General features: G+C 75.5%; 27 protein-coding genes. 12 read left to right on the forward strand and 15 right to left on the reverse strand.

Annotation, left to right across the window (positions count from 1 at the left end; all coding sequences use genetic code 11):
• Window positions 1-153 precede the first annotated feature (153 nt).
• The 5 genes from ABZ495_RS20355 to ABZ495_RS20375 all read left to right on the forward strand — a co-directional run bounded on the left by ABZ495_RS20355 (window position 154) and on the right by ABZ495_RS20375 (window position 4,469).
• Entirely contained in the window at window positions 154-1,200 is a 1,047-nt protein-coding gene (locus ABZ495_RS20355) for an IPT/TIG domain-containing protein (protein ID WP_359837228.1), read from the forward strand.
• A 243-nt stretch (window positions 1,201-1,443) separates the two neighbouring features.
• Window positions 1,444-1,980, forward strand: coding sequence for a hypothetical protein (locus ABZ495_RS20360; protein WP_359837230.1), 537 nt, complete (start codon window positions 1,444-1,446; stop codon window positions 1,978-1,980).
• A 124-nt stretch (window positions 1,981-2,104) separates the two neighbouring features.
• Window positions 2,105-2,881: a 5-oxoprolinase subunit PxpA gene (locus tag ABZ495_RS20365; RefSeq protein WP_352295067.1), complete on the forward strand. Its 777-nt coding sequence runs from the start codon at window positions 2,105-2,107 to the stop codon at window positions 2,879-2,881.
• Window positions 2,882-2,961: 80 nt separating this feature from the next.
• A complete protein-coding gene (gene pxpB, locus ABZ495_RS20370; RefSeq protein ID WP_329492357.1) occupies window positions 2,962-3,585 on the forward strand; it encodes a 5-oxoprolinase subunit PxpB in 624 nt (207 codons plus the stop codon).
• Entirely contained in the window at window positions 3,582-4,469 is an 888-nt protein-coding gene (locus ABZ495_RS20375) for a biotin-dependent carboxyltransferase family protein (protein WP_359810816.1), read from the forward strand. Before pxpB ends, ABZ495_RS20375 begins: the two co-directional genes overlap by 4 nt.
• A 43-nt stretch (window positions 4,470-4,512) precedes the next feature.
• Here ABZ495_RS20375 and ABZ495_RS20380 read toward each other — a convergent pair whose 3' ends face one another.
• Window positions 4,513-4,842: a hypothetical protein gene (locus ABZ495_RS20380; RefSeq protein WP_359837231.1), complete on the reverse strand. Its 330-nt coding sequence runs from the start codon at window positions 4,840-4,842 to the stop codon at window positions 4,513-4,515.
• 368 nt (window positions 4,843-5,210) lie between these two features.
• Window positions 5,211-5,981 carry an alpha/beta hydrolase gene (locus tag ABZ495_RS20385; RefSeq protein WP_359837233.1) on the reverse strand — a complete coding sequence of 257 codons (771 nt, stop codon included), beginning with the start codon at window positions 5,979-5,981 and terminating at the stop codon, window positions 5,211-5,213.
• Between the two features lie 158 nt (window positions 5,982-6,139).
• Here ABZ495_RS20385 and ABZ495_RS20390 point away from each other — a divergent pair, with 158 nt between their 5' ends.
• On the forward strand, window positions 6,140-6,670 hold the full coding sequence (locus ABZ495_RS20390; protein WP_359837235.1) for a PadR family transcriptional regulator: 531 nt from the start codon (window positions 6,140-6,142) through the stop codon (window positions 6,668-6,670).
• A gap of 64 nt (window positions 6,671-6,734) precedes the next feature.
• Here ABZ495_RS20390 and ABZ495_RS20395 read toward each other — a convergent pair whose 3' ends face one another.
• A complete protein-coding gene (locus tag ABZ495_RS20395; protein ID WP_359837237.1) occupies window positions 6,735-7,304 on the reverse strand; it encodes a DUF4396 domain-containing protein in 570 nt (189 codons plus the stop codon).
• 133 nt (window positions 7,305-7,437) lie between these two features.
• Here ABZ495_RS20395 and ABZ495_RS20400 point away from each other — a divergent pair, with 133 nt between their 5' ends.
• Together ABZ495_RS20400 and ABZ495_RS20405 are read left to right on the forward strand one after the other, a co-directional pair.
• Complete coding sequence (locus ABZ495_RS20400; RefSeq protein ID WP_359810802.1) at window positions 7,438-8,133, forward strand: class I SAM-dependent methyltransferase; 696 nt, start codon at window positions 7,438-7,440, stop codon at window positions 8,131-8,133.
• Between the two features lie 238 nt (window positions 8,134-8,371).
• Window positions 8,372-9,214, forward strand: coding sequence for an undecaprenyl-diphosphate phosphatase (locus tag ABZ495_RS20405; RefSeq protein ID WP_329492356.1), 843 nt, complete (start codon window positions 8,372-8,374; stop codon window positions 9,212-9,214).
• 122 nt (window positions 9,215-9,336) lie between these two features.
• On the opposite strand, the gene ABZ495_RS20410 is transcribed toward ABZ495_RS20405, so the two are convergent.
• A complete protein-coding gene (locus ABZ495_RS20410) occupies window positions 9,337-10,845 on the reverse strand; it encodes a HEAT repeat domain-containing protein (protein ID WP_359808378.1) in 1,509 nt (502 codons plus the stop codon).
• A 334-nt stretch (window positions 10,846-11,179) separates the two neighbouring features.
• Between ABZ495_RS20410 and ABZ495_RS20415 the strand changes: the two genes are divergently transcribed.
• Complete coding sequence (locus tag ABZ495_RS20415; protein ID WP_359837240.1) at window positions 11,180-11,632, forward strand: hypothetical protein; 453 nt, start codon at window positions 11,180-11,182, stop codon at window positions 11,630-11,632.
• Window positions 11,633-11,756: 124 nt separating this feature from the next.
• Here the strand turns inward: ABZ495_RS20415 and ABZ495_RS20420 are convergent, their stop codons facing one another.
• Window positions 11,757-13,238 carry a hypothetical protein gene (locus ABZ495_RS20420; protein WP_359837242.1) on the reverse strand — a complete coding sequence of 494 codons (1,482 nt, stop codon included), beginning with the start codon at window positions 13,236-13,238 and terminating at the stop codon, window positions 11,757-11,759.
• A gap of 474 nt (window positions 13,239-13,712) precedes the next feature.
• Between ABZ495_RS20420 and ABZ495_RS20425 the strand changes: the two genes are divergently transcribed.
• Complete coding sequence (locus ABZ495_RS20425; RefSeq protein WP_329490837.1) at window positions 13,713-14,924, forward strand: phosphotransferase; 1,212 nt, start codon at window positions 13,713-13,715, stop codon at window positions 14,922-14,924.
• A gap of 84 nt (window positions 14,925-15,008) precedes the next feature.
• On the opposite strand, the gene ABZ495_RS20430 is transcribed toward ABZ495_RS20425, so the two are convergent.
• From ABZ495_RS20430 to ABZ495_RS20440, 3 genes are all read right to left on the reverse strand, one after another.
• Entirely contained in the window at window positions 15,009-16,307 is a 1,299-nt protein-coding gene (locus tag ABZ495_RS20430; protein ID WP_359837243.1) for an acyl-CoA dehydrogenase family protein, read from the reverse strand.
• 337 nt (window positions 16,308-16,644) lie between these two features.
• Entirely contained in the window at window positions 16,645-17,139 is a 495-nt protein-coding gene (locus ABZ495_RS20435; RefSeq protein ID WP_329490835.1) for a hypothetical protein, read from the reverse strand.
• A gap of 746 nt (window positions 17,140-17,885) precedes the next feature.
• Window positions 17,886-18,173, reverse strand: a complete 288-nt coding sequence (locus ABZ495_RS20440) for a DUF397 domain-containing protein (protein WP_352295047.1) — start codon at window positions 18,171-18,173, stop codon at window positions 17,886-17,888.
• A gap of 314 nt (window positions 18,174-18,487) precedes the next feature.
• On the opposite strand from ABZ495_RS20440, the gene ABZ495_RS20445 reads away from it, so the two are divergent.
• Together ABZ495_RS20445 and ABZ495_RS20450 are read left to right on the forward strand one after the other, a co-directional pair.
• Window positions 18,488-19,027 (forward strand): PTS fructose transporter subunit IIA, encoded by a 540-nt coding sequence (locus ABZ495_RS20445; RefSeq protein ID WP_329490833.1) that lies wholly within the window; start codon window positions 18,488-18,490, stop codon window positions 19,025-19,027.
• Window positions 19,028-19,147: 120 nt separating this feature from the next.
• Window positions 19,148-20,077 (forward strand): NAD-dependent epimerase/dehydratase family protein, encoded by a 930-nt coding sequence (locus ABZ495_RS20450; protein ID WP_359837245.1) that lies wholly within the window; start codon window positions 19,148-19,150, stop codon window positions 20,075-20,077.
• A 155-nt stretch (window positions 20,078-20,232) separates the two neighbouring features.
• Here ABZ495_RS20450 and ABZ495_RS20455 read toward each other — a convergent pair whose 3' ends face one another.
• The 7 genes from ABZ495_RS20455 to ABZ495_RS20485 all read right to left on the reverse strand — a co-directional run bounded on the left by ABZ495_RS20455 (window position 20,233) and on the right by ABZ495_RS20485 (window position 26,170).
• Window positions 20,233-21,342 carry a GDSL-type esterase/lipase family protein gene (locus ABZ495_RS20455; RefSeq protein ID WP_359808451.1) on the reverse strand — a complete coding sequence of 370 codons (1,110 nt, stop codon included), beginning with the start codon at window positions 21,340-21,342 and terminating at the stop codon, window positions 20,233-20,235.
• 8 nt (window positions 21,343-21,350) lie between these two features.
• Complete coding sequence (locus ABZ495_RS20460; protein WP_359837247.1) at window positions 21,351-21,839, reverse strand: NUDIX domain-containing protein; 489 nt, start codon at window positions 21,837-21,839, stop codon at window positions 21,351-21,353.
• A gap of 190 nt (window positions 21,840-22,029) precedes the next feature.
• Entirely contained in the window at window positions 22,030-22,647 is a 618-nt protein-coding gene (locus ABZ495_RS20465) for an acetyltransferase (RefSeq protein ID WP_359837249.1), read from the reverse strand.
• 26 nt (window positions 22,648-22,673) lie between these two features.
• The gene (locus ABZ495_RS20470) at window positions 22,674-23,462 is read right to left on the reverse strand and encodes a sugar transferase (RefSeq protein WP_359808389.1); all 789 of its coding nucleotides are present in this window, start codon (window positions 23,460-23,462) and stop codon (window positions 22,674-22,676) included.
• A gap of 43 nt (window positions 23,463-23,505) precedes the next feature.
• Entirely contained in the window at window positions 23,506-24,717 is a 1,212-nt protein-coding gene (locus tag ABZ495_RS20475; protein WP_359808391.1) for a glycosyltransferase, read from the reverse strand.
• Window positions 24,710-25,561: a polysaccharide deacetylase family protein gene (locus ABZ495_RS20480; RefSeq protein WP_359808393.1), complete on the reverse strand. Its 852-nt coding sequence runs from the start codon at window positions 25,559-25,561 to the stop codon at window positions 24,710-24,712. The genes ABZ495_RS20475 and ABZ495_RS20480 overlap by 8 nt, the downstream gene beginning before the upstream one ends.
• Window positions 25,562-25,945: 384 nt before the next feature.
• On the reverse strand, window positions 25,946-26,170 hold the full coding sequence (locus ABZ495_RS20485) for a hypothetical protein (protein WP_329490825.1): 225 nt from the start codon (window positions 26,168-26,170) through the stop codon (window positions 25,946-25,948).
• Window positions 26,171-26,247: the final 77 nt, after the last annotated feature.

Raw genomic sequence — 26,247 nt, forward strand, 5'->3', positions numbered from 1 at the left:
GGCGGTCACGGTGGACAAGATTAGAGGTAGGCACCGACATCGACCGAAACGGACCTTACGGACGGCCCGGACAGGCGGTCGCACCGCGGGCGGTGGAACCGGCTTTCGGGAAAGTACCCGCACGATCCGGTCCCCACGGCCATCATGCCTCATATGATCATCCGACTGGTACGAGGCGGCCTGACCGCCGCCCTGGCCGTGGCCACGCTCACCGCCGGCACCGCGTCGGCCGGCGCCGCGACCCCGGCCGCGACCGCCGCCCGCACGGCGGCCACCGGCCCGAACGTCAGCGTGACCCAGGCCGGCAACTACCCGATCTTCCCGGTCGACAACACCAACTTCTCGGTGACCTGGACCTCCTCCGGCACCGCCGACCTCACCGGCGTCACCCACCTCACCGTCGAACTGCCGGCCGGTCTGACCACCAGCGGCGCGGCGATCACCTCGCTCCCCGACTACTCCTTCACCGAGACGGTCTCCCCCGACGGCCGCCGGCTGGACGCCTTCTTCACGGGCACCCGGGCTCCCGGGCGCAGCGAGTTCATGAAGGTCTACGTGGCCTCCCACGGCACCGGGCCGACCGGGACGATCAAGGTCACGGCGGCGAACCGGAACGACACCGACCCGTCCGACAACGTCTCCGACCACCTGCTCGGCAGTGGCCCGCAGACCCCGGCCGCCCCGCCCGTCCCGGCGGTGACGGGTATCGGCACGACCACCGGCCCCGGGACGGGCGGCACCGCCGTCACCCTGACGGGCACCGGCCTGGACAACGGCTTCGTCCTGTTCGGCGACGCCCTCGCGACCGGCGGCTGCACCGGCACCACCTGCACCGTGACCGCGCCCGGCGGCGCCGGCAGCGCGCCGGTGACGGTGGTGACCCCCGGCGGCTCCGCGGCCGCGCCGCACGCCTTCGACTACACCGGCGCGGCTCCCCCGGCGCCCCCCGCGCCGGTGGTGACCGGTCTGACCACGAGCACCGGGCCGGCCGCCGGGGGCACCAGGATCTACGTCCGGGGCAGCGGACTGGCCGCCGGCACGGTGCTCTTCGGCGGGGTGCCGGCCACCCTCCACTCGTGCGGGCCGACGCTCTGCTCGGCGACCGCCCCGGCCGGCACCGGCGTGGTGGACGTGACGGTGACCACCGCCGGCGGGACCAGTGCGCCGGTCGCGGCGGGGCGGTACACGTACACGGCCTGACGGGGTCGTACGGCGGGGCCCGGTGCCGGGAGCGGCGCCGGGCCCTTCAGCGTGCCCGGGGGCTCGGCGGCGGCGGGGCGGCCCGCGCGGCTCCCCGGGTGAGCCCGCGCGCGGAGGCAGGCCCAGGGCAAGTTGAACACGTTCAATTCGACCGTCTAGAGTCACTCCCGTGCAGGTGGGACAGCCCGTCCCAGCTCCTCTCCGGCATGGGGGTCGACCGGTATGAACGGCACGTCCGAAAGCTTGACCCGAACCCCGCCCGCGGCCGAACAGGCCGTACTCCGGCGGGTGCGGCGGTGGCTCTGGGCCTTCGTGGTCTGCCTGGTCCTGAGCGGTCTGACGGCCTTCCCGCTGGAGACCGAGACCCGCTGGCTGGCCGAGCTCGCGACCGGCCCGGCGGCCCCGGTCACCGACCACCTGCCGGGCCTCCTGGAGTGGATCGAGCGGATCCGCGACGGCGTCGCCGACACCGGTGCCCGCTACCCCTTCCTGGCCTACGGCACCGACTGGCTGGCCTTCGCGCACCTGGTCATCGCGGCCGCGTTCTGGGGGCCGATCAAGGACCCGGTCCGCAACATCTGGGTCGTCCGGTGGGCCGTCCTCGCCTGCGCGGGCGTCATCCCGCTGGCACTGGTCTGCGGACCGCTCCGGGGCATCCCGCTGTACTGGCGATTCATCGACATGTCGTTCGGCATCGTCGGCGTGCTGCCGCTGCTGGTCGTGCTGCGCGCGCTCCGGCCGCTGGACCGGGCCGCCGGCGCCGCCACCGTCGCCGGCTGAGCCGTCCGGGGGACGCCCGGGCGGCGCTCCCACCCGTGCACCCGGCAGCGACCCGGGCAGCGGCGACGGCCGTCACGCGTAGGCCCTACGATCTGGCTCAACAGCTGCTGGGAGGCGGACGGGCGTGGCCGATGCGGTGATCGATCTCAATGCGGACCTCGGCGAGGGGTTCGGACGCTGGACGCTGACCGACGACGAGGCCCTGCTCTCCGTGGTGACCAGCGCCAACGTCGCCTGCGGCTTCCACGCGGGAGATCCGTCCACCATGCGGCGGGTCTGCGCGCTGGCCGCCGAGCGCGGCGTACGGATCGGCGCCCAGGTCTCCTACCGGGACCTGGCCGGCTTCGGCCGCCGGGCGATGGACGTCCCTCCGGAGGAGCTGGCCGACGAGATCGCCTACCAGATCGGCGCCCTCCAGGTATTCGCCCGCGCGGCGGGCTCCCGGGTCTCCTACGTCAAACCGCACGGCGCCCTCTACAACCGGGTGGTGACCGACGCCGAACAGGCCGAGGCGGTGGTCGCGGGCGTGCTGCGGGCCGGGGCGGTCTGCGACGGCCCGCTCCCGGTGCTCGGCCTGCCCGGCTCGCGGCTGCTGGCGGTCGCCGAGGGCGTCGGGCTCCCGGTGGTCGCCGAGGCGTTCGCCGACCGCGCCTACACCTGGGCGGGCACCCTGGTGCCGCGCAGCGAACCGGACGCCGTCATCCACGACCCCGAGACGGTCATCACGCGCGCGGTCGCGATGGCCCGGGACGGCGTGGTCGAGGCCGTCGGGGGCGAGCCGATCGGCGTCGAGGCGCGCTCGCTGTGCGTGCACGGTGACACTCCCGGGGCCGCCCAGCTGGCCTGGCGGATCCGCGGCGCGCTCGCCTCGGCGGGCGTGCGGGTGGAGCCCTTCGCGTGACGACCGGCGGCGGGACGGCGGGCCCCGCGGGCGGCGCGCCCGCCGGCGGGCCCCCGGGCGCCCCGGTCGGCGACGCACTCCTGGTCCGGGCGGTCGGCGAGCGGGCGCTGCTGGTCGAGGTCGCCGGGACGGCCGAGGTCGGCGCGCTGTACGGCTGGCTGCGCGAACGGCAGGCGGCGGGTGAGCTGACCCCGGTGGAGGAGATCGTCCCGGCCGCGCGGACCGTCCTGCTCGACGGCGTGGCCGACGTCCGGGCGCTCACCGCCCTGCTGCGCACCGCCCGCCCCACGGCGGCCGGCGCCGCCCCCGGCCCCCTGCTGGAGGTGCCGACCGTCTACGACGGCGCCGACCTGGCCGAGGTCGCGGCGCTCTGGGAGGTCTCCCCCGAGGCGGCCGTCCGGATCCACACCGCGCCCGAGTACGTGGTCGCCTTCTGCGGCTTCGCCCCCGGCTTCGGCTACCTCACCGGCCTGCCGCGGCAGTACGGGACGCCGCGCCGGGCCTCCCCCCGCAGCTCCGTCCCGGCCGGCTCGGTCGCCCTGGCCGGCCCCTACACCGGCGTCTATCCGCGCTCCTCCCCCGGCGGCTGGCAGCTCCTCGGCCGCACCGGCCTCCCGCTCTGGGACCCCTCCCGGGAGCCGGCCGCCCTGCTGGCCCCGGGTGTGCGGGTCCGCTTCACCGCGGTGCGCGGCGGTGCCGGGTGACGGCGCCCGGCGGGCCCTCGGCCGACCGGTCGCTGGCGGTCGTCCGGCCCGGGCCGCTGACCACCGTGCAGGACCTCGGGCGGCGCGGCGTCGCCCACCTCGGCGTGCCCCGGGCCGGCGCGCTCGACGAGCCCGCGCTGCGCGCCGCCAACCGCCTGGTCGGCAACGGGCCCGGCGCGGCCGCGCTGGAGACCACCCTCGGCGGGGTCGCCCTGCGCGCGCACGGGCCGGCCGTCGTCGCCGTCACCGGCGCGCCCGCCGCCGTCCTGGTGGACGGGCGGCCCGCCGCCTGGGGCGCGCCCGTCGTCGTCCCCGACGGCGCCCTGGTGGAGGTCGGCGCCGCCACCCACGGCGTACGGGGCTACCTCGCGGTGGCGGGCGGGATCGCGGTGCCCCCGGTGCTCGGCAGCCGCTCGGCCGACCTGCTCTCGGGGCTGGGCCCGGCGCCACTGGCCGTCGGCGACGTGCTGCCGGTCGGGCCTCCCCCGCCCCACCGGCCCGCGCCCGACCTGGTGCCCCTGCCCGCTCCCCCGACCGAGCTGGTGCTGCGGCTGCGGCCGGGGCCGCGTGCCGACTGGTTCGCACCGGACGCGGTCGCCCGGCTGGCCCGCGACCGGTACCGGGTGGCGGCGGCGAGCAACCGGATCGCGCTGCGCACCGACGGCCCGCCGGTCGGCCGGGCCGTCAGCGGTGAACTGCCCAGCGAGGGCATGGTGCTGGGCGCCGTCCAGATCCCGCCGGACGGACGGCCGGTGGTCTTCCTGGCCGACCACCCCACCACCGGCGGCTACCCCGTCGTGGGCGTCGTGCCGCCCGCGGACCTCGCCGCGGCCGCCCAGGCCCGCCCCGGGACGCCACTGCGGTTCGTCCTGCCGCGGGGGTGAGCGCGGGGCCGTCGACAGGGCCCGGCGCCCACCCCCGGGCGGCTCACTCGAAGCAGGTCGGGCAGGACTTGGTGGCGATCCGGTCGCGGTTGTCCGCGGTGGCCCGCAGGGGCTGCGCACGGGTGACGTGGTGGCCGGACACCGGCTCGGTCACCCAGCCGTACCGGGGCGCGGCGAGGACGCTCTCCGTGAGATGGAAGCACCCCGGCAGATGGGCGTAGCCGGTGGGCGAGACGATGGCCGTCGCCCCGGTCGGCCAGCCCGCCCAGGTGGCACCCAGCACCGCCATCGCACGGTCGAGTCGCGGCACCGACCCGTCGGCCGGGCAATCGCACCACGACATCTCGCACCGCTCGCACCAGTCGGCACCCACACCCGTCTCCTCCCCTGGGACGGGTGGATCCTACTGACCCCGGGCAGCGTCCTTCACGTCGGGTCCGCCTGGTCAACGAGGCGTCGGAGACAGCGCTTTGAGTGGAAGTCAGCAGCGGCCTCCTCGACCTCCCGGAGCGCGTTCCGGAGGACGCGGGTGAGGGTCCGGGCGCTCGCACGGGCATCGGTCATCGCGTCGAGTCGGCGGTGCAGGACGCGCGAGAGGTCGGCGGTGGCGGCGAGGCCGGCCCGGCGGTCGCGGAGGGCCGGCAGCAGCTCGAAGCCCGGGTCTCGGCGAGCGGTTTCGGATCGATCGCCGGCCAGGGCGCGCGGCCACCCGGCGAAGGGGCAGGACAGGGCAGGGCGGCCTCAGGCTCGACGGGCCAGCGCGGTGGCGGCGATCGCGGCGAACCCGTCCAGGTTGTCGAACATGATGTTGTGGCCGCAGTCCGGGACCGCCACCACCTCGACCCCCGACGCCCGCAGCCGCTCCGCCCCCGGCAGCTCGCCGTCGGCCTGCGGGTGGAGGAACGTCCTGGGGATCTCCAGGTCCAGCAGGGTCTCGCGCATGGTCGGCACGGTGCCCCGGGCGGTGTGGACGGCGCTGCGGTGGAGGGCCTCGGGACCGGCCAGCCGCATCGTGGACCACCAGAGCGGCCCGACCCACCTCCGCACCTCCTCCCGGCCGCCGGCCAGGAACTCCTCCTCGCCGAAGGTCGCGATCCCGCTGCTGCCCGGGCGGCGGACCGGCGTGATCGGATCGAGGTTGGCGTCGACCAGGAGGAGGTTCGCGACCAGCCGGGGGTGCCGGTGGGCGAGGACGATCGCCACCGCGCCGCCCATGCTGTGCCCGACCAGCTCGACCTCCGCCAGCCCGGCCTCGTCGAGCGCCGCCGCCACCGCGTCGGCGTGGGCCTCCAGCGTGTACGGGAAGTCGGTGGGCCGGTCGCTGATGCCGAAGCCCAGCAGGTCCAGCAGGAGCGAGCGGCGCCCGGCCAGCAGCGGGTGGGCCGCCGCACCGGCGAAGTAGACGGGCGAGCTGGCTCCGAGGCCGTGCAGATAGACCCGGGCCGGCTCGGCACCGGGCACCTCCACCCAGCGGATCCGGTCCTCGCTCGGGGTGACGATGGCCTGGCGCATGGTCGTACTCCTTCTCGGGGCAGGGCAGAGCAGGGCTGACGCGGGGCCGGACGCCCGGCCGGCGGGGCGCCGCGGCTCATCGCGACGGAAGGACCATACCTCGGCGACGAGGTATAGCGACAGCGAGTTAACGCAGCCCGATCTGAGAGAGTGGCCCCATGCTGAAGCTCGCGATCCTCGGGTTCCTCCGCGACCGGCCACTGCACGGCTATGAGCTGCGCCGCCATCTCGCCGCACTCACCGGACACGTCCGGCCGATCAGCGACGGCACGCTCTACCCGGCGATCAAACGCCTGGAGGCCGACGACCTGCTGGTCCGTACGACCGAACCGGGTACGGCGGCGGCGCCCCGGCACACCCTCCACCTCACCGACGCCGGCCGGACCGCGCTGCTCGACCGGCTCCGCACCCCGGAGGACCTGGACATCAGCGACGAGAACCGCTGGTTCACCGTGCTGGCCTTCCTGCGCCACCTCGACGACGACCCGCGGGCACAGGCCGCCGTGCTGCGCCGCCGGCTCGCCTTCCTCAGCGAGCCGGCCAGCTTCTTCTACGACGGCGCCCGCCCGGTGGGCGCCGAGGAGTTCGGTGACCCGTTCCGACGCGGGATGCTGCTGATCGCCCGCGCCACCACCGAGGCCGAGCTGGCCTGGCTGCGCGAGACCCTGACCGCCCTCGACCGGGCCTGACCCGGGACACCGCGGCCCCCGTCTCCCGGCCGAACCCGGGAGACGGGGGCGAACCCGCTCGTGGTCAGTGCTGGTGGTGGGCGTGGACGACCGCGTGGCCGCGGCCCCGGCCGATCATCCACTTGTTGACCGGCACGGTCAGGGTGAACGCGAGGGCCAGCGAGCCCGCCAGCGCGACCCAGAACAGCGCGTCGCCGAGGCCCGCGTCCATCGCCCCCGGCACGGTGACCATCACGGTGTTGTCGATCAGCTCCATGACCAGGATCGACACGGTGTCGGCGGCCAGCGCGAGCTTGACGGCGGCGCGGACGTCCAGCCCGGCCTTCAGCACACCGCGCATGGTCAGGGCGTAGCCGAAGACGAAGGCCAGCAGCACCGAGAGCACCACGGTCGCACCGTTGTGCAGGCCGAAGGCGGTGCCGAGGACCATGCCCAGGATCTCGCCGATGGCGCAGCCGGTGAGGCAGTGCAGGGTCGCCTGGGCGGCGGTCCGCCAGCTCGCCCCACCGTCGTCGTGACCACCGTGGCGGCCGTGGCCGGCGTGGCCGGCGTGCGTCTCGTGGCCGGCGTGGCCGTGGCCGTGCTCGGCGTGCTGGTGCAGGTGTCCGCGCTCGTGCTGTGCGGGATGCGCCATGTCGTCCTCCGCTTGCTCCGTGCCCCTCGGTTCGTCGTCACCGAACATATACCCCCCAGGGGTATGTAGCAAGCAGTTCGGGCACCGCGTCGCCCTCTTCCCCGTCCAGCCCGCCCGTGCTCCGATGGGACGCATGGCCGATGAACGACGCAACGGGTACCAGGGAACCGGACCGGGCCCGATCACCCCGGACGGGTGCGCGGTGGAGATGTACGAGCGGCTGCCGCTGAACGGCGAGCCCGAGGTGATCAGAAAGGCGGTCCCCGCCGGAGCCCGCATCCTGGAGCTGGGCTGCGGGGTGGGCCGGATGACCCACCCCCTGCTCGACCTCGGCTTCACGGTGACGGCCGTGGACGAGTCCGCCGAGATGCTGGCCCGGGTCCGGGGCGCCCGGACGGTGCGCAGCCCGATCGAGCGGCTGGACCTCGACGAGCGGTTCGACGTCGTCCTGCTCGCCTCCTTCCTGGTGCACGCCGGCGACCCGGCCGTCCGGCGCGGGCTGCTGGACACCTGCCGGCGGCACGTCGCGGACGACGGCCTGGTGCTGCTGCAGCGCGAGGGCGAGGACTGGATGCGCGACGTGCCGCGCGAGCGCCCGCTGGGCCGGGACGGGCTGGTGCGGGTGGCGTCGGTCACCCCGGTCGGGGACGGCGTGAACTCGGTGCACGTCGAGTACGAGTTCCCGGACGCGCGCTGGACCCAGACCTTCCTGTCCCGCCCGCTCGACACCGCCGCGTTCGAGCGGGCCCTGGCCGAGGCGGGGCTGGCCGTGGACGCCCACCTGACCGAGGACCGGACCTGGGTCCGAGCCCGCCCCGTCCCGCGCTGAGCGGAGCCGGGCCACTCCCGGACCGGGCAGGCCGGAACGGGGGCGGAAGCGAGGCTGTCACCTTCACCGCGTAGCATCAGGCGCGCGCCGGGCCCGCGCAGCCCGAGCGCCGGGCGGACCCGGCGGTTCGCATGCCATCGGCATGTGCCCCGTGCATGCCGACGGCATGCTCCCGCACCGACCTACAAGGACCGCTGATGCTCATCGAGCGACGGATACCCCGGGCGGGTGTCCGGTGATCGACTGGTTCCACGGAGCCGTCCTCGGCCTGATCCAGGGGCTCACCGAGTTCCTGCCGATCTCCTCCAGTGCCCACCTGCGGGTCTTCTCGGCCCTGCTGGGCTGGGACGACCCGGGTGCGGCGTTCACCGCCGTGACCCAGCTCGGCACCGAGTCCGCCGTGCTGATCTACTTCCGCCGGGACATCGCCTCGATCGTGAAGACCTGGACGCTCTCGCTGTTCCGTCCGGCGCTGCGCTCGCACCAGGACGCCCGGATGGGCTGGTTCGTGATCATCGGCACGCTGCCGATCGGCATCCTCGGCAAGCTGTTCCAGGACACCATCGAGACCAACCTCCGCGACCTGCGGATCATCGGCACCACGCTGATCGTCTTCGGCCTGATCCTGGCGGTGGCCGACCGGACCCGGGCCGTCCGGCACGCCAAGCCGATCACCGACCTGACCCTGCCGCACGCCGCCGCCTACGGCATGGCGCAGGCACTCGCGCTGATCCCCGGCGTCTCCCGCTCCGGCGGCACCATCAGCGCCGGGCTGCTGCTCGGCTACAGCCGCGAGGCGGCCGCCCGGTACTCGTTCCTGCTCGCCATCCCGGCCGTGCTGGCCTCCGGCCTGCTGGAGCTGACCAAGATCGGCGAGGGCCCCTCACCGGCCTGGGGGCCGACCATCCTGGCCACCCTGATCGCCTTCGCGGTCGGCTACGCGGCGATCGCGTGGTTCCTGAAGTACATCTCGAACAACAGCTTCATGCCGTTCGTGGTGTACCGGGTGGCGCTGGGCATTCTGATCATCGTCCTGGTCAGCACCGGCACCCTGGCGGCCGACGCCGGCGTGGTGAAATAGAACGCGGTTCCACCGATGACCTCCCGGGTACGACGAAGCGGGCCGGGCACCTGATCTGGTGCCCGGCCCGCTTCGTCGTACCCGGGATCGGGGTGTCGCCCCGGGTGTGGTGTCGGGGGGTCCTACCGACTTCGCTCGCGGGCGGCGGTCAGCCGGCCGCGCACGGCGGCGTGGACCTCGGCCTCCTCGGCCGGGTCGGCCGCGAGGCGGCGCAGGCGCTCCAGCACGCGGGCGTCGCCGGTGGTGGCGACGTGCCTCGCGGCGAGCTCACGGGTGGATTCCTCGCAGTCCCAGAGGCACTCGACGGCCGGGCCCTCGGGAAAGGCCACGTCGGTCGCGGCGAGCGCGCGGGCGGCCCGGCCGCGCAGCTCGGAGGAGGCGGCCTCGCCGTAGATGTGGCGCAGGACGGGGACGGCCTCGGCGGCGGCAAGCCGCCCCGCACCGTCGACCAGCGACCCCAGCCCGGGGCCGCCGACCCCGCGGACCGAGATCCAGCGGCGCAGCCCGGCCACCACGAGCGCCGCGTCGCCGGGCTCCCCGGCGTCGGCGAGCAGTTGGACGGCGGCCTCGCCGAGGGCGCTGTCCGCGCCGCCGGTGGCCGGGTCGGCCCAGCGGCGGGCATGGGCCAGCGCCTCGGGGCCGCGCATCCGGCCGATCAGTTCCAGGGCGGCGCGCACCGTCCGGTCGTCGACATCGGCGGCGGCGGCCTCGATCAGGCCGGCGGCGGCCGGGTCCCGCTGGTCGACCAGGTAGCGCAGGGCGGCCCGGCGGGCACCGGGCAGTCCGTTCCGCGCGGCCTCCAGCACGGCGGGGCGGTCCTCGGGGCGGACCACGGCGGCCAGGCAGCGGGCGGCGGCGGCGGCCCTGCGGTCCACGGCATCGGGGCCGGCGGGATCACCGCCGTCGCGGGCGGGCTCCGAGCGGTCGGGCCGGCCGGCGAAGGCGGCGGCGCCGAGGCCGCCGAGCTCGCCCTGGTCGGCCCAGACGAGCACGTCGGCGGTGGACCAGCCCGGGGTCACGCCGGTGCGGTTCACCTGGCGCTGCCAGAGGTCGAACGGGGACTGCTCGCTCGCCGCCGCGACCCGCGGGTGGTAGGCCGCCCAGAGCCGCCACGGCCGTGGCTCGTACGCGCCGCGGATGAACTCACGCAGCTCGGCGTCGCCCTCGGGGCCCGGCGGGAACCGGTCCAGCACCGCGGTACCGAGCAGCAGCAGGCCGCGGTCGTCGTCGCGCAGCGCGAGCTCGTCCAGCGCCCAGGCCCAGTTGGTGCCGGTGGCGGCGTACTCGCGCAGCATCAGCAGCGCGTCGCGCCGGCCGTACGCGGCGAGGTGGCCCAGGACGGACAGGGCGAGACCGGTGCGGTACTCGTCGTCGTCGAGGAGGTCCTCCGGGTCGTGGAGGTGGTCCTCGATGCCGTCGAGCGGCGCCTCCAGTTCCATGTAGAGGCGCGCGTAGTAGAGGGAGCGGTTCTCGACCTGCCAGTCGGCTCTCGGGTCCCTGGTGACGCACTCCTGGAGCGCGGCGATGGCGTCGGTACGGTCGGCGGCCAGCGCGTGGAGCTGCCCGTCACCGCGGCCTCGCTGAAGGAGGCCGAGGAGGCTGGCACTGGGTGCTATCACTGGCTCGAACATGAGGTCAGCATCCGTTGCGGCGGTCGTAGTGGCAACGGGATTTCCGTCGCCGGGGTCGGTGGTCGGTACTGCGGTGGGCGCCCGGGCGCCGGAATCACCGAAGGTTACCGCCTCGGACACCTCGCCGCACACAGGGCGATCGACCCTCCTGCCGCAGTGGCATATGCCGGGGGAATTTTGCCAGAGATCTGCTCAAATCCCCCACGAGGGTGACTCCGCTGTGCGACAGTCTTCTCACTGCTTGACAGCTTCCCACCTCACGGCCACCCTGCGGCCACCCTCCCCACCTCCCTCTCCGCCGGCCCGGCGCCGGCCTCGACCCGATGGAATCGCCATGAGCATGCCTGCCACTGCCGCCCGCCGGGCCGCCCGCCGCAGCGATGCCCGACGGACGGACACCGGGGCGGACGACGGGTCGGTGGGCGGCAGAGTGGACGGCACGACGCAGGCGCACTCCGGTCCCGTGGTCGGCTCCGCCGAGTGGGACCTCCTCACCGACGACGTCCGGTGGTCCGCCGAGGTGTACCGGCTGCTCGGCTGCGACCCGGGGCACGGACCGCTCAGCCTCGACCGGCTGCCCGACCGGCTCGCCGAGGCGGACCGGCCGCAGCTGCGCCGGATGATGACCGACGCCCTGGTGCACGGCCGCCACGCCTTCGGCACCCTCCAGGTCAGCCACCCCGACGGTGCCCGCACCACGGTGGAGTGCGCGGGCGAGCCGGTCCTCGGGAACGACGGCACCGTGACGGCGCTGCGGATGCTGCTGCGCCCCGCCGACCCCGGCTGACGCATGCCGCCCCCGGCCGACGCCGGGCCCCGGACGGCTCACAGCCCCGGACGGCTCACAGTTCCGGGCGGCTCACAGCCCCGAACGCCCGGAGCACCGGCGGCTCGGACGGACCGCGGCCGGCTCAGGCGAACCTGGGCCGGTTCTTGGCGTCCGCCTGCCGCAACTCCCGCCCGAGCTCCACCCGCAGCTCGTCCACCACCGGCAGCCCCCGGTACCGGGCGGTCAGCCGGTACATCTCGCGCAACCGGTCCCAGGTGCGGTGCGAGGAGTTCTGGCCGATCAGGTTCATCACCATCTTGGCCTGGAGCTCCGCCGCGTCGGGCTCCCCGCTGAGCCAGTGCACCGAGGCGAGCGTGATCCGGTCGAACAGCGCCGAACGCAGCTGACCGGTGCCCTCGCGCAGCTTGATCACCCGCTCGGCCTGGCGGCGCGCCTCCGGAGCGGCCGTCAGATCGTGCTCGGCCAGGGTGCGCAGCACCAGCGCCTGCATCCCGCGCAGCTCGGCCTCGTCGAAGAGCTGCATCCAGGAGGGCGGCGGCTCGGACATGTCCTCGGCGAAGAGGTCCTCGGCCTCGCCGAGCAGCCGCCGGGTGTCCTGCGAGTGTCCGACCGAGGCGTGCGCCCAGGCCTCCACGGTGTTCAGCATCGCCCGGGTTCTGGGCAGCACCCGGCCGCCGCTCGCCCGGGCCGCGGCCATCAGGTCGATCGCGTCGTCGGCGCGGCCCAGGTGCACCATCTGGCGGGCGGCCCGGGAGATCGCCTCACCGGCCCGGGGGCGGTCGCCGGCCTCCTTGGCCGACTCGGCGGCGATCATGAAGTACTTCTGCGCGGTCGACTCCAGGCCGACGTCGTGCGACATCCAGCCGGCCAGCACCGCGAGGTTGGCCGCGACCAGCCAGAGCCGCTGCTCCACGGCCTGGCCGTGGCGGTGCGTCAGCAGCCCGCCCACCTCGTTGAGCTGTCCCACCACCGCCTTGCGCTGGAGGCCGCCGCCGCGCGCCGCGTCCCAGGCGCGGAACACCTGGACCGAGCGCTCCAGTGCCTCCACCTCGTCGAGCCCGACCGGGCCCGCGTCGTACACGTCCACCACCGGGCGGGCCCCGCCCTGGGTGACCACCTGCCGGGGGCCCGGCGCGGCGGCCGCGTACGCGACGGCGTCCCCGCCCAGCCAGCCCTTGAGAGTGTCGGCGATGACCGCCCCGGCCGTGAGCGCGGCGCCCGCACCCACCAATCCACGTCGGTTGAGCATGAGGTCCATTCCCGTGAACTCGGTGAGGACCGCGGCCGTACGATCCGGCTCCCATGGATGTGCTGCGGACTGCGCCGCTCCGGTCCTGGTGGGCCGGTGTCGTTCCAGACCGAGGTCCTCAATGGTGACGACACGGCCGAGCCGCTCCGTGAACACGGACGCCAGTACCCTCGGCACCGGATCGCGCGGGATCTCTCCGTGCTCGATCCAGCGCCGGACCCGCGAGGTGTCGGTGGACAGCTGCTGCTCTCCCATGGCCGCACCACGCCGGTTGACCAGCCGTGCGAGCTCGCCCTTCGACCATCCGGCCAGGACGAACAGATCGGCGAGTCGGGTGTTGGGTCCCCTGCTCACGTGAAGCCCCCAGGTTCCTCGGCTGGTTCAGGCTAGATGCTCCGTCATGTGCCAGGCGAGCATTCGCCAGGCTTCGCCAGGGTCCGCCACATTACTAACCAGTGCCGTCCGGGTGTGATGTAGAGGTGCGCCACCTCGCCCCTCGGGTCGGGCGGCGCCCCGGGCAGGTGGGGGTGCTCCCCCGACCGTGTCACGGGGCGTCCCCGGTCCTCACCCGAGGGGGTGGCGCGGCCGGGTGGCGCGGGGGCGCCGGGCACGGCCACGGCAGTCCGGTCGTCCGCATTCCCCAGGGTGCGGAACGACCGGGTCACCGCCGAAGCAAGGGGCTCCGGCCCCCGCGTCCGTGCCCGGCGCCCGCGCTCCACCCACCGCACCGAGACAGGGCCGCCGTCACGCCAGCAAGCACGCGGCACCGGCCCTCCCCGCACCGCGGGGCGCACCCGCCGACGGACAGAAAGGGACCACCCTCACCCCATGTACTCCTCCGCGACCTCCCCCACGCCGACCGCGACCCGCACCGCGCTGCGCCCCCCGGGCGCGGCCGCCGGCCGTCCCGGTCCGAAGCAGCTGCCGCCGAGCCGCCCCGCGGTGCCGCGCGGCGCCGACGGCCGGACCACGGACGCGCGGGGCCAGGCCGCCCGGACGGCGCTGGGGCTGCGCGCCCCCGAGTCCGTCCTGCCGCCGGGCGCCCGGATGCCGGCCGTCCGGCCCGGCGACGGCCGGATGCTCCGCCCGCCGATGCGGCCCGGTCAGCCCGGTGCCCCCGAGCGGATCGACCCGGCGGCGCTGCAGACCCCGGCCGTACGGGCCGCGCTGGCGGGTGTCGCCCGGATATGCCCCGCCTTCACCCCGCGCCAGGTGCTGCGCGAGGGGAGCCGCCACATCCTGGTGGCGGGCACCATCGGGCGCGCGCCGGTGGTCGCCAAGTGCCTGGCCCCGCAGGCGGTGCGGAGCGAGTACTTCGAGCAGCTGGTGGCCGACTTCCACCACGAGGTCGCGGTCTACCGCGCCTTCGTCCGGCACCGCCCGCCGGTGCGGCTGCCCCGGCTGGTCGCGGCCGACCACGACCGCTGCGTGCTCGTCATGGAGCGCGTGCCCGGCCGGCCCGCCGCCCGGGAGCGCCACCCCGCCAACGCGCCGACCCCGGGCGAGGTGCGGGCGCTGCTCGGCGCGGTCCGCACGCTCAACCTGTGGCGGCCGCCGACCGACGTCTTCCAGCCACGGCTGGACTACCAGGTGGAGATCGCCCGCTACCACTCGGTGGGGCAGCTCACCGACCGGGACGCCGGCGATCTGCGCGGCCTGCTGCACGGCCTGAGCCACGCACCGCTCCAGCTCTGTCACGGCGACGCCCTGCTCAGCAACATGCTGCTGGCGCCCTCCGGGCCGGTCCTGGTCGACTGGGAGCAGGCCGGCTGGTACCTGCCGGGCTACGACCTGGCCGTGCTCTGGAGCGTCCTCTCCGGGGACACCGCCGCCCGCCGGCAGATCAGCCAACTCGCGCAGAGCGGCGGCACACTGGCCCGGGACGCGTTCCTGGTGAACCTGGTGCTCGTGCTGATGCGGGAGATCCGGCTGTACGACGTGCCCGGCGCCGGCGAGGAGCAGCGGATCATGATCCGCCGGCTCTACGACGACGCGGCGCTGGCCCGCCGGGCCGTCCGCGCCGCCGTCGGCACCCGCTGAGCCGGGCGAACGGCCCGGGCCCCGACCGCTCGCGCACGATCGGTCGGGGCCCGGGCCGTTCGGGCCGTAGCGGGGCCCGGCCGGTCAGAGGCGCCGCTCGCGCTCCAGGGCGGCCCGGCCGGCGGCGTCCAGGACGGCCTCGTCCGGGGCGAAGTGGACACGGCTGCTGAGCACGTCCCGCAGATAGCGCTCCAGCGGGTGACGCCGGCTCAGGCCGGGGTTGCCGGTGAGCGAGACCGCCTGCTGGACGGCCGCTATCGCCGCCCGGGTGGCGAGCAGTTGCGCCGGACCGGTCCGGGCGACGGCGTCCGGTTCGGCCCGGTCCACCCGCGGTGCCAGTCCGTTGACCAGTTCCTCGGCGCCGATCAGCTGGGCCTCGATCTCACCCAGCGCGCAGCGGTACCGGGGCAGGCTGCCGAGCGGCTCGGTGAGGTTGGCCGGAGTGCGCTGGTGGAGGAAGCGGACCAGCCACTGCTCGGCGGCGCGGGCGACCCCGAGGGCGACCGCGGACAGGGCCAGATCGTGCCAGGCGCGGGTGAGTTCGGCGGCGGGTGCCGCGGCCGCGGCACCCGCGTCCTCGATGCCGCCGGCCTCGACGCCCCTGGCCTCGACACCCTTGGCCTCGACACCGGACGGCGCGGTTCCGGCGCGGGCGGGCCCGCCGGCCCGGCCGGTGGTCCTCGGGCCGTTGCTCCTCGGGGCGGTGAGTCCGAGCGCGAGTTCGCCCGGCACCCGGACGGCGTCCAGGACGACGTCGTGGCTGGCGCTGGCCCGCAGGCCGAGCTGGTCCCAGGTCGGGTCGACCTCGATGCCCTCGCTGTCCCCGCGCACCAGGAAGGTGCCGATCCGCGGCACCGGCTCCTCGGTCCGTGCGGTGACGGCCATCCAGGCCAGCGCCTCGGCACCGGCGCAGTACGTCTTTCGGCCACTGAGCAGCCAGCCGTCACCGTCCCGCCGGGCCACCGTGGCCGGCTGGGCGCCGCCCTGGCCGCCCGGCTCCGCGCGCAGGGTGTTGACCAGGGCGGGCCCCCGGCGGGACTCGGTGAGCAGCCGCCGGTAGCCGGCCGCCGGCCAGGCGGCCACCCGGGCCTGCTCGGCGTGCTGCAGCAGCGTGAAGGCGGTGACCACGGCCACCGAGGCGTCCCCCCGGCCGAGTTGGGCGAGCACCCGGACGGTGTCGGCGAGCGTGCCGCCGGGGCCGCCGTACCGCTGTCCGACGGTGAGGGTGAGCAGACCGGCCTCGTGCACCGCCTCGATGCCCTGGTAGGGGAAGGTGGCGTCGCGGTCGTGTTCCTCGGCGCGGGCCGCCAGCAGGTCCACGACCCGGGGCAGCCCGGCCAGGGCGGCGGCGACGGGCGACTGATCGGCAGCGGTGGTGGTCATGGTGCTGGTGCCTCCGGGCGGCAGCGTGGGCTCGGCAAGTGCGGGCGGCACGCCGGACGGGCGCGCGGTACCGGTGGACGGCCCCGGAAGTCAGCGCAACACCCGCCCCCGGATCGGCGCCGGCCACTCGGCCGGGCACCCGCCGCCTCGGGGACGAATCCCCCTCAGTGGCCCGGACACGCCGCGCTTGCGGTGCGCCGCAGGTCCAGGTAGCTGCGACGGGTCAGCAGCGGGAGACGGCACGACATGTTCGCGACTGTACGAAGCGATGATCGAAACCGTCAAGCAGTGCCCGGAGCCCGGAACGGCCCCGGCCGCGCCGCCGCGGGAGTGCCGGTCAGCCCTGCTGGAACATGTCCGCCGGGAGCGGCTTGAGCAGCTGGTAGAGGTCGTCCGAAATCGGTCGGTCCCAGGAGGCGATGGTGACCTGGACGCCGTCGCTGCGGCCGAACTGCGAGCAGAACACCCGGCCCTCGCTGACCTTGACCTTCTTCACGATCAGCAGGTCGTCCCCGAGCATCACCGGGAAGTCCTCCGCCGAGACGAACTCGACCGGTTCCTCGTTCTCCAGCGCCGCGAGCAGCTGCCGGACCTCGAAGGGCACCTCGTCCCCGGTCTCGCGGGCCGGCGAGCCCTCGGGGAGGTTGCCGATGAACATCGCCGGGCCTCTGCCTCCGAACAGGTCGTAGCGGAGGAAAATCCCCTGACAGGAGCCGTCCGGGCCGGTCATCATGGCCGCGCCGAAGTCACCGGGCCAGTCGCCCGGGTCCATGGCGAGCACGTCGAAGTCCGGGCCGGTGGGCTGTCCGGAGCGACGGCGGAGAAAAGACATGGGAACATCGTACGTGCCCGGCACACCACTCTCGCGGGGTGGGTGGGGCGCTGGACGGAGATCCACGCTCAGAGACCAATGTTGACTCTGAGCAACCGTCCGGGCTACGTTCGGTTCAGCACGACAGCCGTTCTGGGTTTCACCCTTCGGGGGGACGGCATGTCGCAACGCGGCCCTACACGCGTATCCCTCACTGTGCACATCGTCGTGCCGATCCGCCGAGCACCCAGCTTCGTCGTCGCACACAGCACAGCACACAAGCCAGCAGTTCGAAGCCACACAAGCAAGGTCCGCGGGGCCCCGGCCCGTCGCTCCCGCGGATCTGCTCGGGACGCCGCCGCGTGGGGGCGTGCGGGTCCCGAGCACCCGGCACCGACGTCGAGTCGCTCTCGGCAGCGGTGTCAGCCTCCCGGCGACTGCCGGCCCCTCGTGGGCCGGGACCGGCCAACGCACCCCCGGTGCGCAGGGGATGACTGGGAGGCAGGTCCGGCGTGACTGCCGGGCTGCACAGCAGGCGCCGTGTCTGGCCGCGTGGGGGCGGTGGGCACGGCGTCTGCCTGTGCTCATACTCTGAGCTGCGCTTGTCTAACAGTCAACAGAATTTATGACCGGGTACGCTCAAGGCTGATCACAAGATGGGAACGGGCCCCCCACGGGACCCGTTCCGGCACTTCCCTCCCTGCTTCCCGGCCGGTCCGCGGCGGCCAGGACGGGCGATCAGGCGGGTCGGGCGGGCCGGGCGGGCCTCAGGTGAGGTCGAACTCGCCGTCCCGGGCGCCGAGCACGAAGGCCCGCCACTCGCCCGGCGTGAACACCAGGACCGGCCCGTCCTCCTGGCGGCCGTCCCGCATGCCGATGTAGCCGTCCACGAACGCGATCTGGACATCCCCGACCCCCTGACTGCTGCACAGCCAGGTCGCCCCGGTGAAGTCCACCTTCGGCTTCCCGCTCGGCGCGAGCTCCGGCGACGGTGCGGGCACCTCGACGCCCGTGCCCACGGCCGACTCCACGTCAGTCCCGATATTGGCTGCCATTACTGGTCTCCTCCCGACGGCTTTCGAGGCCAGCCTAGTCACCGCCGCCGCCCCGGTCAGCGGGTTGCCGAGGACTCCCCCGACCGGGGGCGACGCTCCGCCGGCGGGCCCCGCGGGCCGCCGCGCTGTGCTAGGGGATGGGAGCGAAGTCGCGTCGGATCAGGCCGCGGCGCACACACCCCCAGGACCCACGGCCGGAAAGCGTCCGTCGATCGGGCCGGGCGCCCCGTCCGGAGCGTGTCCCGCCCCGCCGGGCGGCGCCCGAGCTGCCAGAGTGAGGAGGGCCCGCACCCCGACGCCCCCAGGAGCAGCCGATGAGCCGCCGGGACGGCACCAGCGCCGATGTCATCCCCATCTCCGAGGCCCCCTCGGCCCACCCCCCGGCGCCTCGCACCCCGCCCGCGCGCACCCCGCTGCCCCGGTCGGCCCCCGGCCGGCCGCCCCTGCACGGACGGGTCGGGGTCGTCCTGGTCTCGCACAGCCAGGAGCTGGCCGCCGCGGTACGCGCCCTGGCGCTCGCGCTGGCCGGTACCGACTCCCCCTCCCCGGTCGCCGCGACCGGCGGCGACCCGGACTCCGGTCCGGGCATCAGCGCCGTCCTGGTGTCCGCCGCCACCCGCCGGGTCGACCAGGGGCACGGCGTGGTGATGCTCGCCGACCTCGGCAGCGCGGTGACCACCGTCCGGGCCCTGCTCTCCGACGCGGACGAGCACGGACTGCCGTTCCCGGTCCGGTTCGCCGACGCACCGTTCGTGGAGGGCGCGGTGGCCGCGGTCGCGACGGCCACCGCCGGCGGCGACCTCGCCGCGGTCCTGGACGCGGCCGAGGAGGCGTACCGCCAGCGCAAGGACTGAGCGGGCCGGGACCGCCGGACCCTTCTCGCCGTTCCGCCCCACCGCGGGTGACCGCCCGGCTACCATCGGCACAGGGCCGGGCCGGGCGGGCCGGGCGGGTGCGGAGGGGGAGCCCCAGCCATGCGCGTGGTCGTCACCGGCGGAGCCGGATTCATCGGGGCCAACCTGGTCCGGGCCCTGCGGGCCCGCCCCGAGGTGGAGCAGGTCCGGGTGGTGGACAACCTGTCCACCGGCCACAAGGCGAACCTGGCCGGCGTCGACGCCGCCCTGTACGAGGGCAGCATCCTCGACCCCGCCCTGCTGGACGAGGCCTTCGCGGGCGCCGACGCGGTGGTGCACCTGGCCGCCCTGCCGTCCGTCCCGCGCTCCGTCGCGGACCCGCTGGCCAGCCACCACGCCAACGCGACCGGCACCCTGGAGGTGCTGGAGGCGGCCCGCCGGGCCGGCGGGCTGTACGTGGCCGCCGCCTCCTCGTCCTCGGTCTACGGCGCCAACCGCGAGCTGCCCAAGCGCGAGACCATGCGTACCGCGCCGATGAGCCCCTACGCGGTCAGCAAGCTGGCCTCGGAGTCCTACCTGGCCGCCTACCACCACTGCTACGGGCTGGGCGTGCTGCCGCTGCGGTTCTTCAACGTCTTCGGCCCGCTCCAGCCCGCCGGGCACGCCTACGCGGCCGTGGTACCGGCCTTCCTGGACGCGGCCCTGGCCGGGCGGCCGGTGACGGTGCACGGGGACGGCGGCCAGAGCCGGGACTTCACCTACGTCGGCACCGTCACCGAAGTGATCACCGAGGCGGTGCTGCGCCGGGTGGTGCACGCCGATCCGGTCAACCTGGCCTTCGGCACCCGGACGTCGCTGCTGGAGCTGGTCGGCACGATGGAGTCGGTGCTGGGGCGGCCGGTCGCGGTGACCCACACCGACCCGCGGCCCGGCGACGTCCGGGACTCGCAGGCCGACAACGCGCGGCTGCGCGAGCTCTTCCCGGACGTCCGGCCGGTGGCGCTGCGCGAGGGGCTGGAGCGTACGGCGGAGTGGTTCCGCACGCTCTGACGCGCGGGGCGGGGCCGGAGCGGTGCGGGGCCGGGGCGGTGCGGGGCCGGGGCGGTGCGGGGCCGGGGCGGTGCGGTGCGGGGCCGGGGCGGTGCGGTGCTCGCGGCTCGGCGCTCACAGCCCGGTGCTCACAGTCCGGTGCTCGGCCCCGGTGCTCAGCCCTCGGCGAAGGCGCCGCCCGGGCCGAAGGCGAGCGTGGCGAACCGCTCGCCGACCAGCCGGTGCCCGGCCGGGTTCGGGTGCAGCAGGTCGGCCAGCCCGTCGGTGTCCCGCGGTCCGAGCAGCGCGAGCCCGTCCAGGTAGTGCAGGTGCGGGTCGCCGGCCGATCGGACGGCGGCGATCCGGGCCAGGTCGGCGCGGACCGTCTCCAGGGTGAGCGCCCCGGCCGGGACGTCCGCGGGGTCGCCCGTCGCGGCGAACCGGGGCCCGTCGGGCGTCTCCTCGTACCGGCCCGGTCCGGGGGTGCCTTCGAACGGCGGACTGAACAGCGGGGAGACCAGCAGCAGCGGGGTGTCCGGATGGCCCTCGCGGACGGTGTCCAGGAAGCCGTGCACGGCCGGTCCGAAGGTCCGCCGCCGGAACGAGGCGGCGGACAGCACGTTGGTGCCGAGCTTGAGGCTGATCAGGTCGGCCGGCTGGTCCCGCACCGTCCGGGCGGTGAACGGGTCCAGGTGGGCGTTGCCGGCCAGCGAGAGGTTCAGCAGGTCCGCGCCGGCCCGGCCGGCGGCGATCCACGGCCAGGTACCGGCGGCCGAATCGGCCTCCGGGGCCTGGCTGACCGAGCTGCCGTGGTGCAGCCAGCGGCGGCGGCCGCTCGGGCGGGGCGCCAGCACGGGCGCGTCGGCGCGCAGCGCGACCAGCTCGACGGAGGTCCACTGCGGCAGCCACAGCTCCACCTCGCGCTCGGTGGCGCCGTCGCCCGGCGCCGAGGTCACCGGCGCGGTGGTGAAGCGCAGTTCGGCGGGCCCGCCGGCCACCGGCAGGGCGGCGCGGTCGGTCCGCACGCCGTCCAGCGCCAGCTCGACCGCGCCGGGGCGCACGGGATCGGCCGGCGTCCGGAGGGCGAGTTCGAGCACCGTCGCCGCGGTCCGGAAGGCCAGCCGGACCCCGGAGGGCATCTGGGCCACCCGGCGCAGCGCCTCGTCCGGGAACTGCGCGGCCGTCCAGGCCGGCAGCCGCCAGGGCCGCAGGCCGTACCCGGTGCGCTCCAGGTGCAGGGCCCCGCGGACCTCCACCGGCCCGTCCAGCAGGGGGACATCGGCCATCGGGCCGGTCACGGACGCTCCCCGCCCTCCCACAGGAAGGACGCCGCTCCCCGGCCCTCCCGGGCCTGGCGCAGCGCCCGGTGCTCCGCCTCGATCATCGGCGGCAGCGCGTCGAGCGCGAACCAGCCGACCGCGAGCGACTCGTCGTCGTCGACCCGGGCCTCACCGCCCACCGGGCGACAGCGGAAGACCAGGACCAGGTACTGGGTCACGTCGCCGTTGGGGTAGCGGACTTCGGGCGAGACATCGACCCCGGCGAGCACCTCGGGGACGACCACCACCCCGGTCTCCTCCAGGCACTCGCGCGCCGCGCCGTCGGCGGGCTGCTCGCCGGGGTCGAGGATGCCGCCGGGCAGGGCCCAGCGGCCGTCGTCGGCCCGCTGGATCAGCAGCACCCGGTCGTCGTCGTCGAAGACGACCGAGACGGCGGCACTGAGCCAGAGCGGGCGGGTGCCGACCACGGCGCGGAGTTCGGCGAGGAACGCGGGGATAGCCATGCCCCGCACCCTATCCGGCACCGCGGCCGGCACCCGGGGAGTCCACCGCCGGGCCCCTACCCGGGCGTTGCCCGCGCGCAGGGGAGCCTGCCGCCGGCGGACGGTCGCCCGTGCGGGCCGCCGTCCGCCGGCTTGGCGGGCACCACCCGGCCGGGCCGGCGGGGAACCCGGACGGCCGGCGGCCCGGCCGCTATCCGCGCAGCGGCCGGGCCGGGGAGCCGACCACCACCTCACCGGCCGGAACGTCCCTGGTCACCACGGCGCCCGCGCCGACGAAGGCGTCGGCGCCGATCCGGCGCCCCTGCAGCACTACGGCGTTGCTGCCGACGGTGGCGCCGTCGGCGAGCAGCACCGCGCCCGAGACGTTGCCGCCCGGATAGACCGTCACCCGCTCGCCGAACACGCTGTCGTGGCCGACCGTCGCGTTGTAGTGGACCTGGCTGTGTGCGCCGAGGCGCACGCTGCTCGACACGTACGCACCCCCCATCACCAGGCAGCCGGGGCCGAGTTCGGTGTCGGGCGCGATCAGGGCCCGGGGGTGGACGAGGGTGGCGGGCAGCGCGCCGCGGGCCTCCAGCAGCGCGCCGAGCCGCTGCCGGACGGCCGGGGCGGCGATCCCGACCAGGTAGCGGGCGCCGGCCGGGACGTCGTCGGGCCGGCGGACGGGCAGGCCGCGGACGGTGCCGCCGTGCCGGCGGTCGTCCAGGAAGCCGGCGACCGGGACGCCGGCCGCGAGGGCGGTGTCCAGTGCCTCGCGGCCGACGCCCCCGGCGCCGGCGATCCAGAGTGCTCGGTGGTCGGTGGCCATGGCGGCCATCCTGCCCGCTTCGGGGATCAGGACACCTCCTCGACGGCGGTCCGGACGGGCTGCGCCAGCCGGGGCGCGGTGGCCTGCCGGGGCAGGCTGATCGTGGTGAGCGGCCGGACGGCGGGGTCGGCGGGCCTGGCGGCGGAGCCGACCGGCTGGTGGGAAGCGGGCTGGTGGGAGGCGCTCTCGTGGCCGGCGCTCTCGTGGCCGGCGGCCGCCGGTCCGGCGGTCAGCGGCTCGGTGGGCGCCGGGAAGCCGGGGTTGACGCCGCCGGCGGCGGTGATCCCGCTGGGGCGCAGCAGCACGCCGACGGTGAGCGCGAGGATGCGCAGGTCCACCCGGAGGGAGCGGTGCTCGACGTACCAGAGGTCGAGTTCGATCCGCTCGGGCCAGGTGAGGGAGTTGCGGCCCCGGACCTGGGCCCAGCCGGTGAGGCCGGGCCGGACGTCGAGCCGGCCGCGCTGGCGGCGGGAGTAGTGGACGACCTGTTCGGGCAGGGTGGGCCGGGGCCCGATCACGCCCATCTCGCCGCGGGCCACGTTCCACAGCTGCGGCAGCTCGTCCAGGCTGGTCTTGCGGAGCAGGTCACCGAGCCAGGTGATCCGGGGCGCGTCCGGCTCCTCGGGAAAGCGTTTGTCCCGCATGGTGCGGAACTTGAGGATCTCGAACTCCTTCCCGTGCCATCCGGTCCTGGTCTGGCGGAAGAGCGCCGGTCCGCCTGTCGTGCAGCGGATCAGCAGGGCGATCAGCAGGCCCAGCGGAATCGCGACGATCCCGGCCAGGACGGTGACCGCGAGGTCCCCCCCTCGCTTCATGACGGTCCTTCCCCCTGATGCGGTCTGGTGGGAGTGCGTGGGTTCAGTCGACCGTCCAGGGCAGTGCCTTGGCGCGGGCGACGGCCGCGTAGGTCTCCAGCGAGACCCCGGCGACGGCGCGCTGGTCGAAGTGGGCCGTGGCGCGGCGCCGTGCCGCGGCGCCGAGCCGTTCGCGCAGGCCGGGTTCGGTGAGGAGCCGGTCCAGCGCGCTGGTGAGGGCCCGGGCGTCCCCGGGCGGGGCGAGGAGCAGGTGCTCGTCGTGGGTGCCGATCTCGCGGCAGCCGCGGATGTCGCTGAGCACCATCGGCAGGCCGCCGGCGGCGGCCTCCATGGCGGAGCGGGAGAACCCCTCCCGGTAGGAGGGGAGGACGAAGACGTCGAGGGCCGCGTACACCGCGGGCATGTCGCCGCGCGGGCCGGGGAACTCGACGCCGGACTCGGCGCCGTGGGCGTCGGGCTTGTCCGGGTCGTCGGGACCGATCCAGACGAACCGGGCCTTGCCGGCCAGCGCGCGGGCCGCTTCCGCGTACTCGCGGATGCCCTTCTCGGCGACCCTGCGGCCGACGCCGCCGACCAGCAGTTCGTCCGGGCCGACGCCGAGTTCGGCGCGCAGCCCGGCCCTGGCGCGGGCCCGGTCGCCGGGGGCGGTCGCGAAACGGGTGAGGTCCACGCCGTTGCCCACGACCCGTGAGCGGCGGCCCGGGACGGCCCGGGCCAGGGTGCGGCGGTCCTCGCCGTTCTGGTACAGCTCGGCGTGCGAGAAGCGGGCGGCGAAGGCCTCCACGCCGAGGACGAACGCCCGCTTGGCGAGCGGGTCGTGGGCCTGCGCCCAGAGACCGTGGCAGGTGTTGACGACGACCGGGACCCGGGCCAGCCGCCCGAGCACACGGCCGAGGACGCCGGTCTTGGGATTGTGGGTGTGCAGGACGTCGGGTCGCAGCCGGTCGAGCACGGCGAGCAGCTCGCGGGCGGCGGCGGCGTCGGCGCGCGGCCGCCAGGACCGGGTCAGGGCGTGCAGCGGCTCGTGCCGGACGCCGATCGCCTCGATCTCGGACACGTACGGGCCGGGCGCGCTGATGCCGTACGTGTCGAAGCCGGCCTCCAGATCCACCTTGAGTTCGGTGGCGAGCAGGAGGTGCAGGCTCATGTCGACGGTGGTGAGGTGGGCGACGCGCAGCGGCCGGCCGCCGGGGCCGCGCAGCCGCGGGGCGGGTCCGGCGGCCGCGCTGGCGGGTATCGGGGTGGGGTCAGGCACGGGCGCCCACCGCCTTCGCGGTGGCGACGATCCGGGCGTAGGCGCGCTCGGGGATCAGCCGGCCGTAGAGCTTGGCGCGGAAGAAGTCGATCGGGTCGGTACGGCGGACGGGCACCCGGCGCAGCCGGACCGGGTCGGCGCCGGGCGCGTTGCGGCCGACCTCGCCGGTGGCGGCGGTACGGAACCTGGCGCGCAGGGCCGGCTCCATGTGGGGCACCGGGACGCCCCAGGTGTAGGCGTAGTGCCGGGGGCGGACGCCGAGGTGCTGCTCGACGTCGTCGTTGCAGGCGTCCAGCTCGGCGGTGGTGAGCAGCTCGGGGCGGGCGTGGCTGCGGGTGTGGTTGGCGACGGTGCACAGGCCGGAGGCGGTCATCTCGCGCAGCTGCTCCCAGCTGAGCGCGGGGGCGCCCGTGGTCCTGGCGGTCGACCCCTCCCAGCGCATCTCACCGCCGACGTGGCCGCTGGCGAGGTAGACGGTGAACGGAAGGGCGCGGTCGCGCAGCAGCGGCCAGGCGTTGTCGTACACGTCGGCGAAGCCGTCGTCGAAGGTGAGTACGGTGGCGGGGGTGCGGCGGCCGGCCTCGATCCGGTCCACGGCCTCGTCGAGGGAGACCACCCGGCCCGGCGGCAGCTCGGCGAGCAGGTCGGCCTGGGCGGTGAAGTCGGCGGTGCTGACGTCGAGCTCGTCGGGGCTGTCGCCGCCGACGCGGTGGTAGATCAGGACGGTGGCGCCCTCGCCGGGCCGGGCCCCGACCCTGCGGGCCAGCTGGCGTTTGACCCTGGTGCGGATGCCTCCGGCCGGTCCGGCCGCCTCGGGTGCTCCGGGCGCGGCGGTGCCGCTCATTGCTCCCCCCTCTGCGACGCCCTCCCCGGCGCCGTCAAGTGGCCTCGCATCCGGCGCAGTTGGCTGCCGGACGGAAATCACAGTAGGGGGAACTGTGGGGCTGATGGCCCGGAATTGTGAAAGAAGCGAGAAGGCGTAGGCAGATGGGCCGAAACCGGCCGATCCGACGGTTGGGCTCGATCGCCCGTTCAGGTGACGGCCGGTGGCGGCCGGGGCGGCTCACGGGCCGGTCAGGACGTCACGGCCGCGCGGCGGGGCTACGGACCGGGCCACAGACTCGGGCCACGGGCCGGGCCACGGGCCGGGCGGCCCGGGAGGCGCCGCCCGCCGCCTCCCGGGCCCCGGGCCTGCGCCGAGGACGACGCGGGTCCGTGGGCCGGTGCCTCAGAGGGTGGCGCCGCGCCGGTACCGGAGCAGGGCGAACGCGATCCGGCCGAGCAGCAGCACCCCGGCCGCGAGGCAGCCGGCCACGGCCATCGCCCACGCGGGGCCGTCACTGTCCGGAACCGCCACGGCGACCACGATGCCGAGCGCCAGACAGGCCAGACCGACCACGGCCAGCGGGAGCTGGTGGGTGACCAGCGCGCCACCGCTCCACACGCGGGCCATCCTGGTCGCCCCATGAGGGTGCAAATGATCACGTTCCGCATCTGCCATGAGGCCAAGGTACCCCGGAGCGGCCCGGG

The organism is Kitasatospora sp. NPDC005748, assembly GCF_040630735.1.
In the GTDB taxonomy this organism is placed as follows: Bacteria; Actinomycetota; Actinomycetes; order Streptomycetales; family Streptomycetaceae; genus Kitasatospora.

Excerpts from the sequence above, each read along its gene's own strand:
- ABZ495_RS20355 (WP_359837228.1), top strand. The coding sequence starts at position 154 with ATGATCATCCGACTGGTACGAGGCGGCCTGACCGCCGCCCTGGCCGTG.
- ABZ495_RS20385 (WP_359837233.1), bottom strand. The coding sequence starts at position 5,981 with ATGCGCCAGGCCATCGTCACCCCGAGCGAGGACCGGATCCGCTGGGTG.
- ABZ495_RS20390 (WP_359837235.1), top strand. The coding sequence starts at position 6,140 with ATGCTGAAGCTCGCGATCCTCGGGTTCCTCCGCGACCGGCCACTGCAC.
- ABZ495_RS20395 (WP_359837237.1), bottom strand. The coding sequence starts at position 7,304 with ATGGCGCATCCCGCACAGCACGAGCGCGGACACCTGCACCAGCACGCC.
- ABZ495_RS20400 (WP_359810802.1), top strand. The coding sequence starts at position 7,438 with ATGGCCGATGAACGACGCAACGGGTACCAGGGAACCGGACCGGGCCCG.
- ABZ495_RS20410 (WP_359808378.1), bottom strand. The coding sequence starts at position 10,845 with ATGTTCGAGCCAGTGATAGCACCCAGTGCCAGCCTCCTCGGCCTCCTT.
- ABZ495_RS20415 (WP_359837240.1), top strand. The coding sequence starts at position 11,180 with ATGAGCATGCCTGCCACTGCCGCCCGCCGGGCCGCCCGCCGCAGCGAT.
- ABZ495_RS20425 (WP_329490837.1), top strand. The coding sequence starts at position 13,713 with ATGTACTCCTCCGCGACCTCCCCCACGCCGACCGCGACCCGCACCGCG.
- ABZ495_RS20430 (WP_359837243.1), bottom strand. The coding sequence starts at position 16,307 with ATGACCACCACCGCTGCCGATCAGTCGCCCGTCGCCGCCGCCCTGGCC.
- ABZ495_RS20435 (WP_329490835.1), bottom strand. The coding sequence starts at position 17,139 with ATGTCTTTTCTCCGCCGTCGCTCCGGACAGCCCACCGGCCCGGACTTC.
- ABZ495_RS20440 (WP_352295047.1), bottom strand. The coding sequence starts at position 18,173 with ATGGCAGCCAATATCGGGACTGACGTGGAGTCGGCCGTGGGCACGGGC.
- ABZ495_RS20445 (WP_329490833.1), top strand. The coding sequence starts at position 18,488 with ATGAGCCGCCGGGACGGCACCAGCGCCGATGTCATCCCCATCTCCGAG.
- ABZ495_RS20450 (WP_359837245.1), top strand. The coding sequence starts at position 19,148 with ATGCGCGTGGTCGTCACCGGCGGAGCCGGATTCATCGGGGCCAACCTG.
- ABZ495_RS20455 (WP_359808451.1), bottom strand. The coding sequence starts at position 21,342 with ATGGCCGATGTCCCCCTGCTGGACGGGCCGGTGGAGGTCCGCGGGGCC.
- ABZ495_RS20460 (WP_359837247.1), bottom strand. The coding sequence starts at position 21,839 with ATGGCTATCCCCGCGTTCCTCGCCGAACTCCGCGCCGTGGTCGGCACC.
- ABZ495_RS20465 (WP_359837249.1), bottom strand. The coding sequence starts at position 22,647 with ATGGCCACCGACCACCGAGCACTCTGGATCGCCGGCGCCGGGGGCGTC.
- ABZ495_RS20470 (WP_359808389.1), bottom strand. The coding sequence starts at position 23,462 with ATGAAGCGAGGGGGGGACCTCGCGGTCACCGTCCTGGCCGGGATCGTC.
- ABZ495_RS20480 (WP_359808393.1), bottom strand. The coding sequence starts at position 25,561 with ATGAGCGGCACCGCCGCGCCCGGAGCACCCGAGGCGGCCGGACCGGCC.
- ABZ495_RS20485 (WP_329490825.1), bottom strand. The coding sequence starts at position 26,170 with ATGGCCCGCGTGTGGAGCGGTGGCGCGCTGGTCACCCACCAGCTCCCG.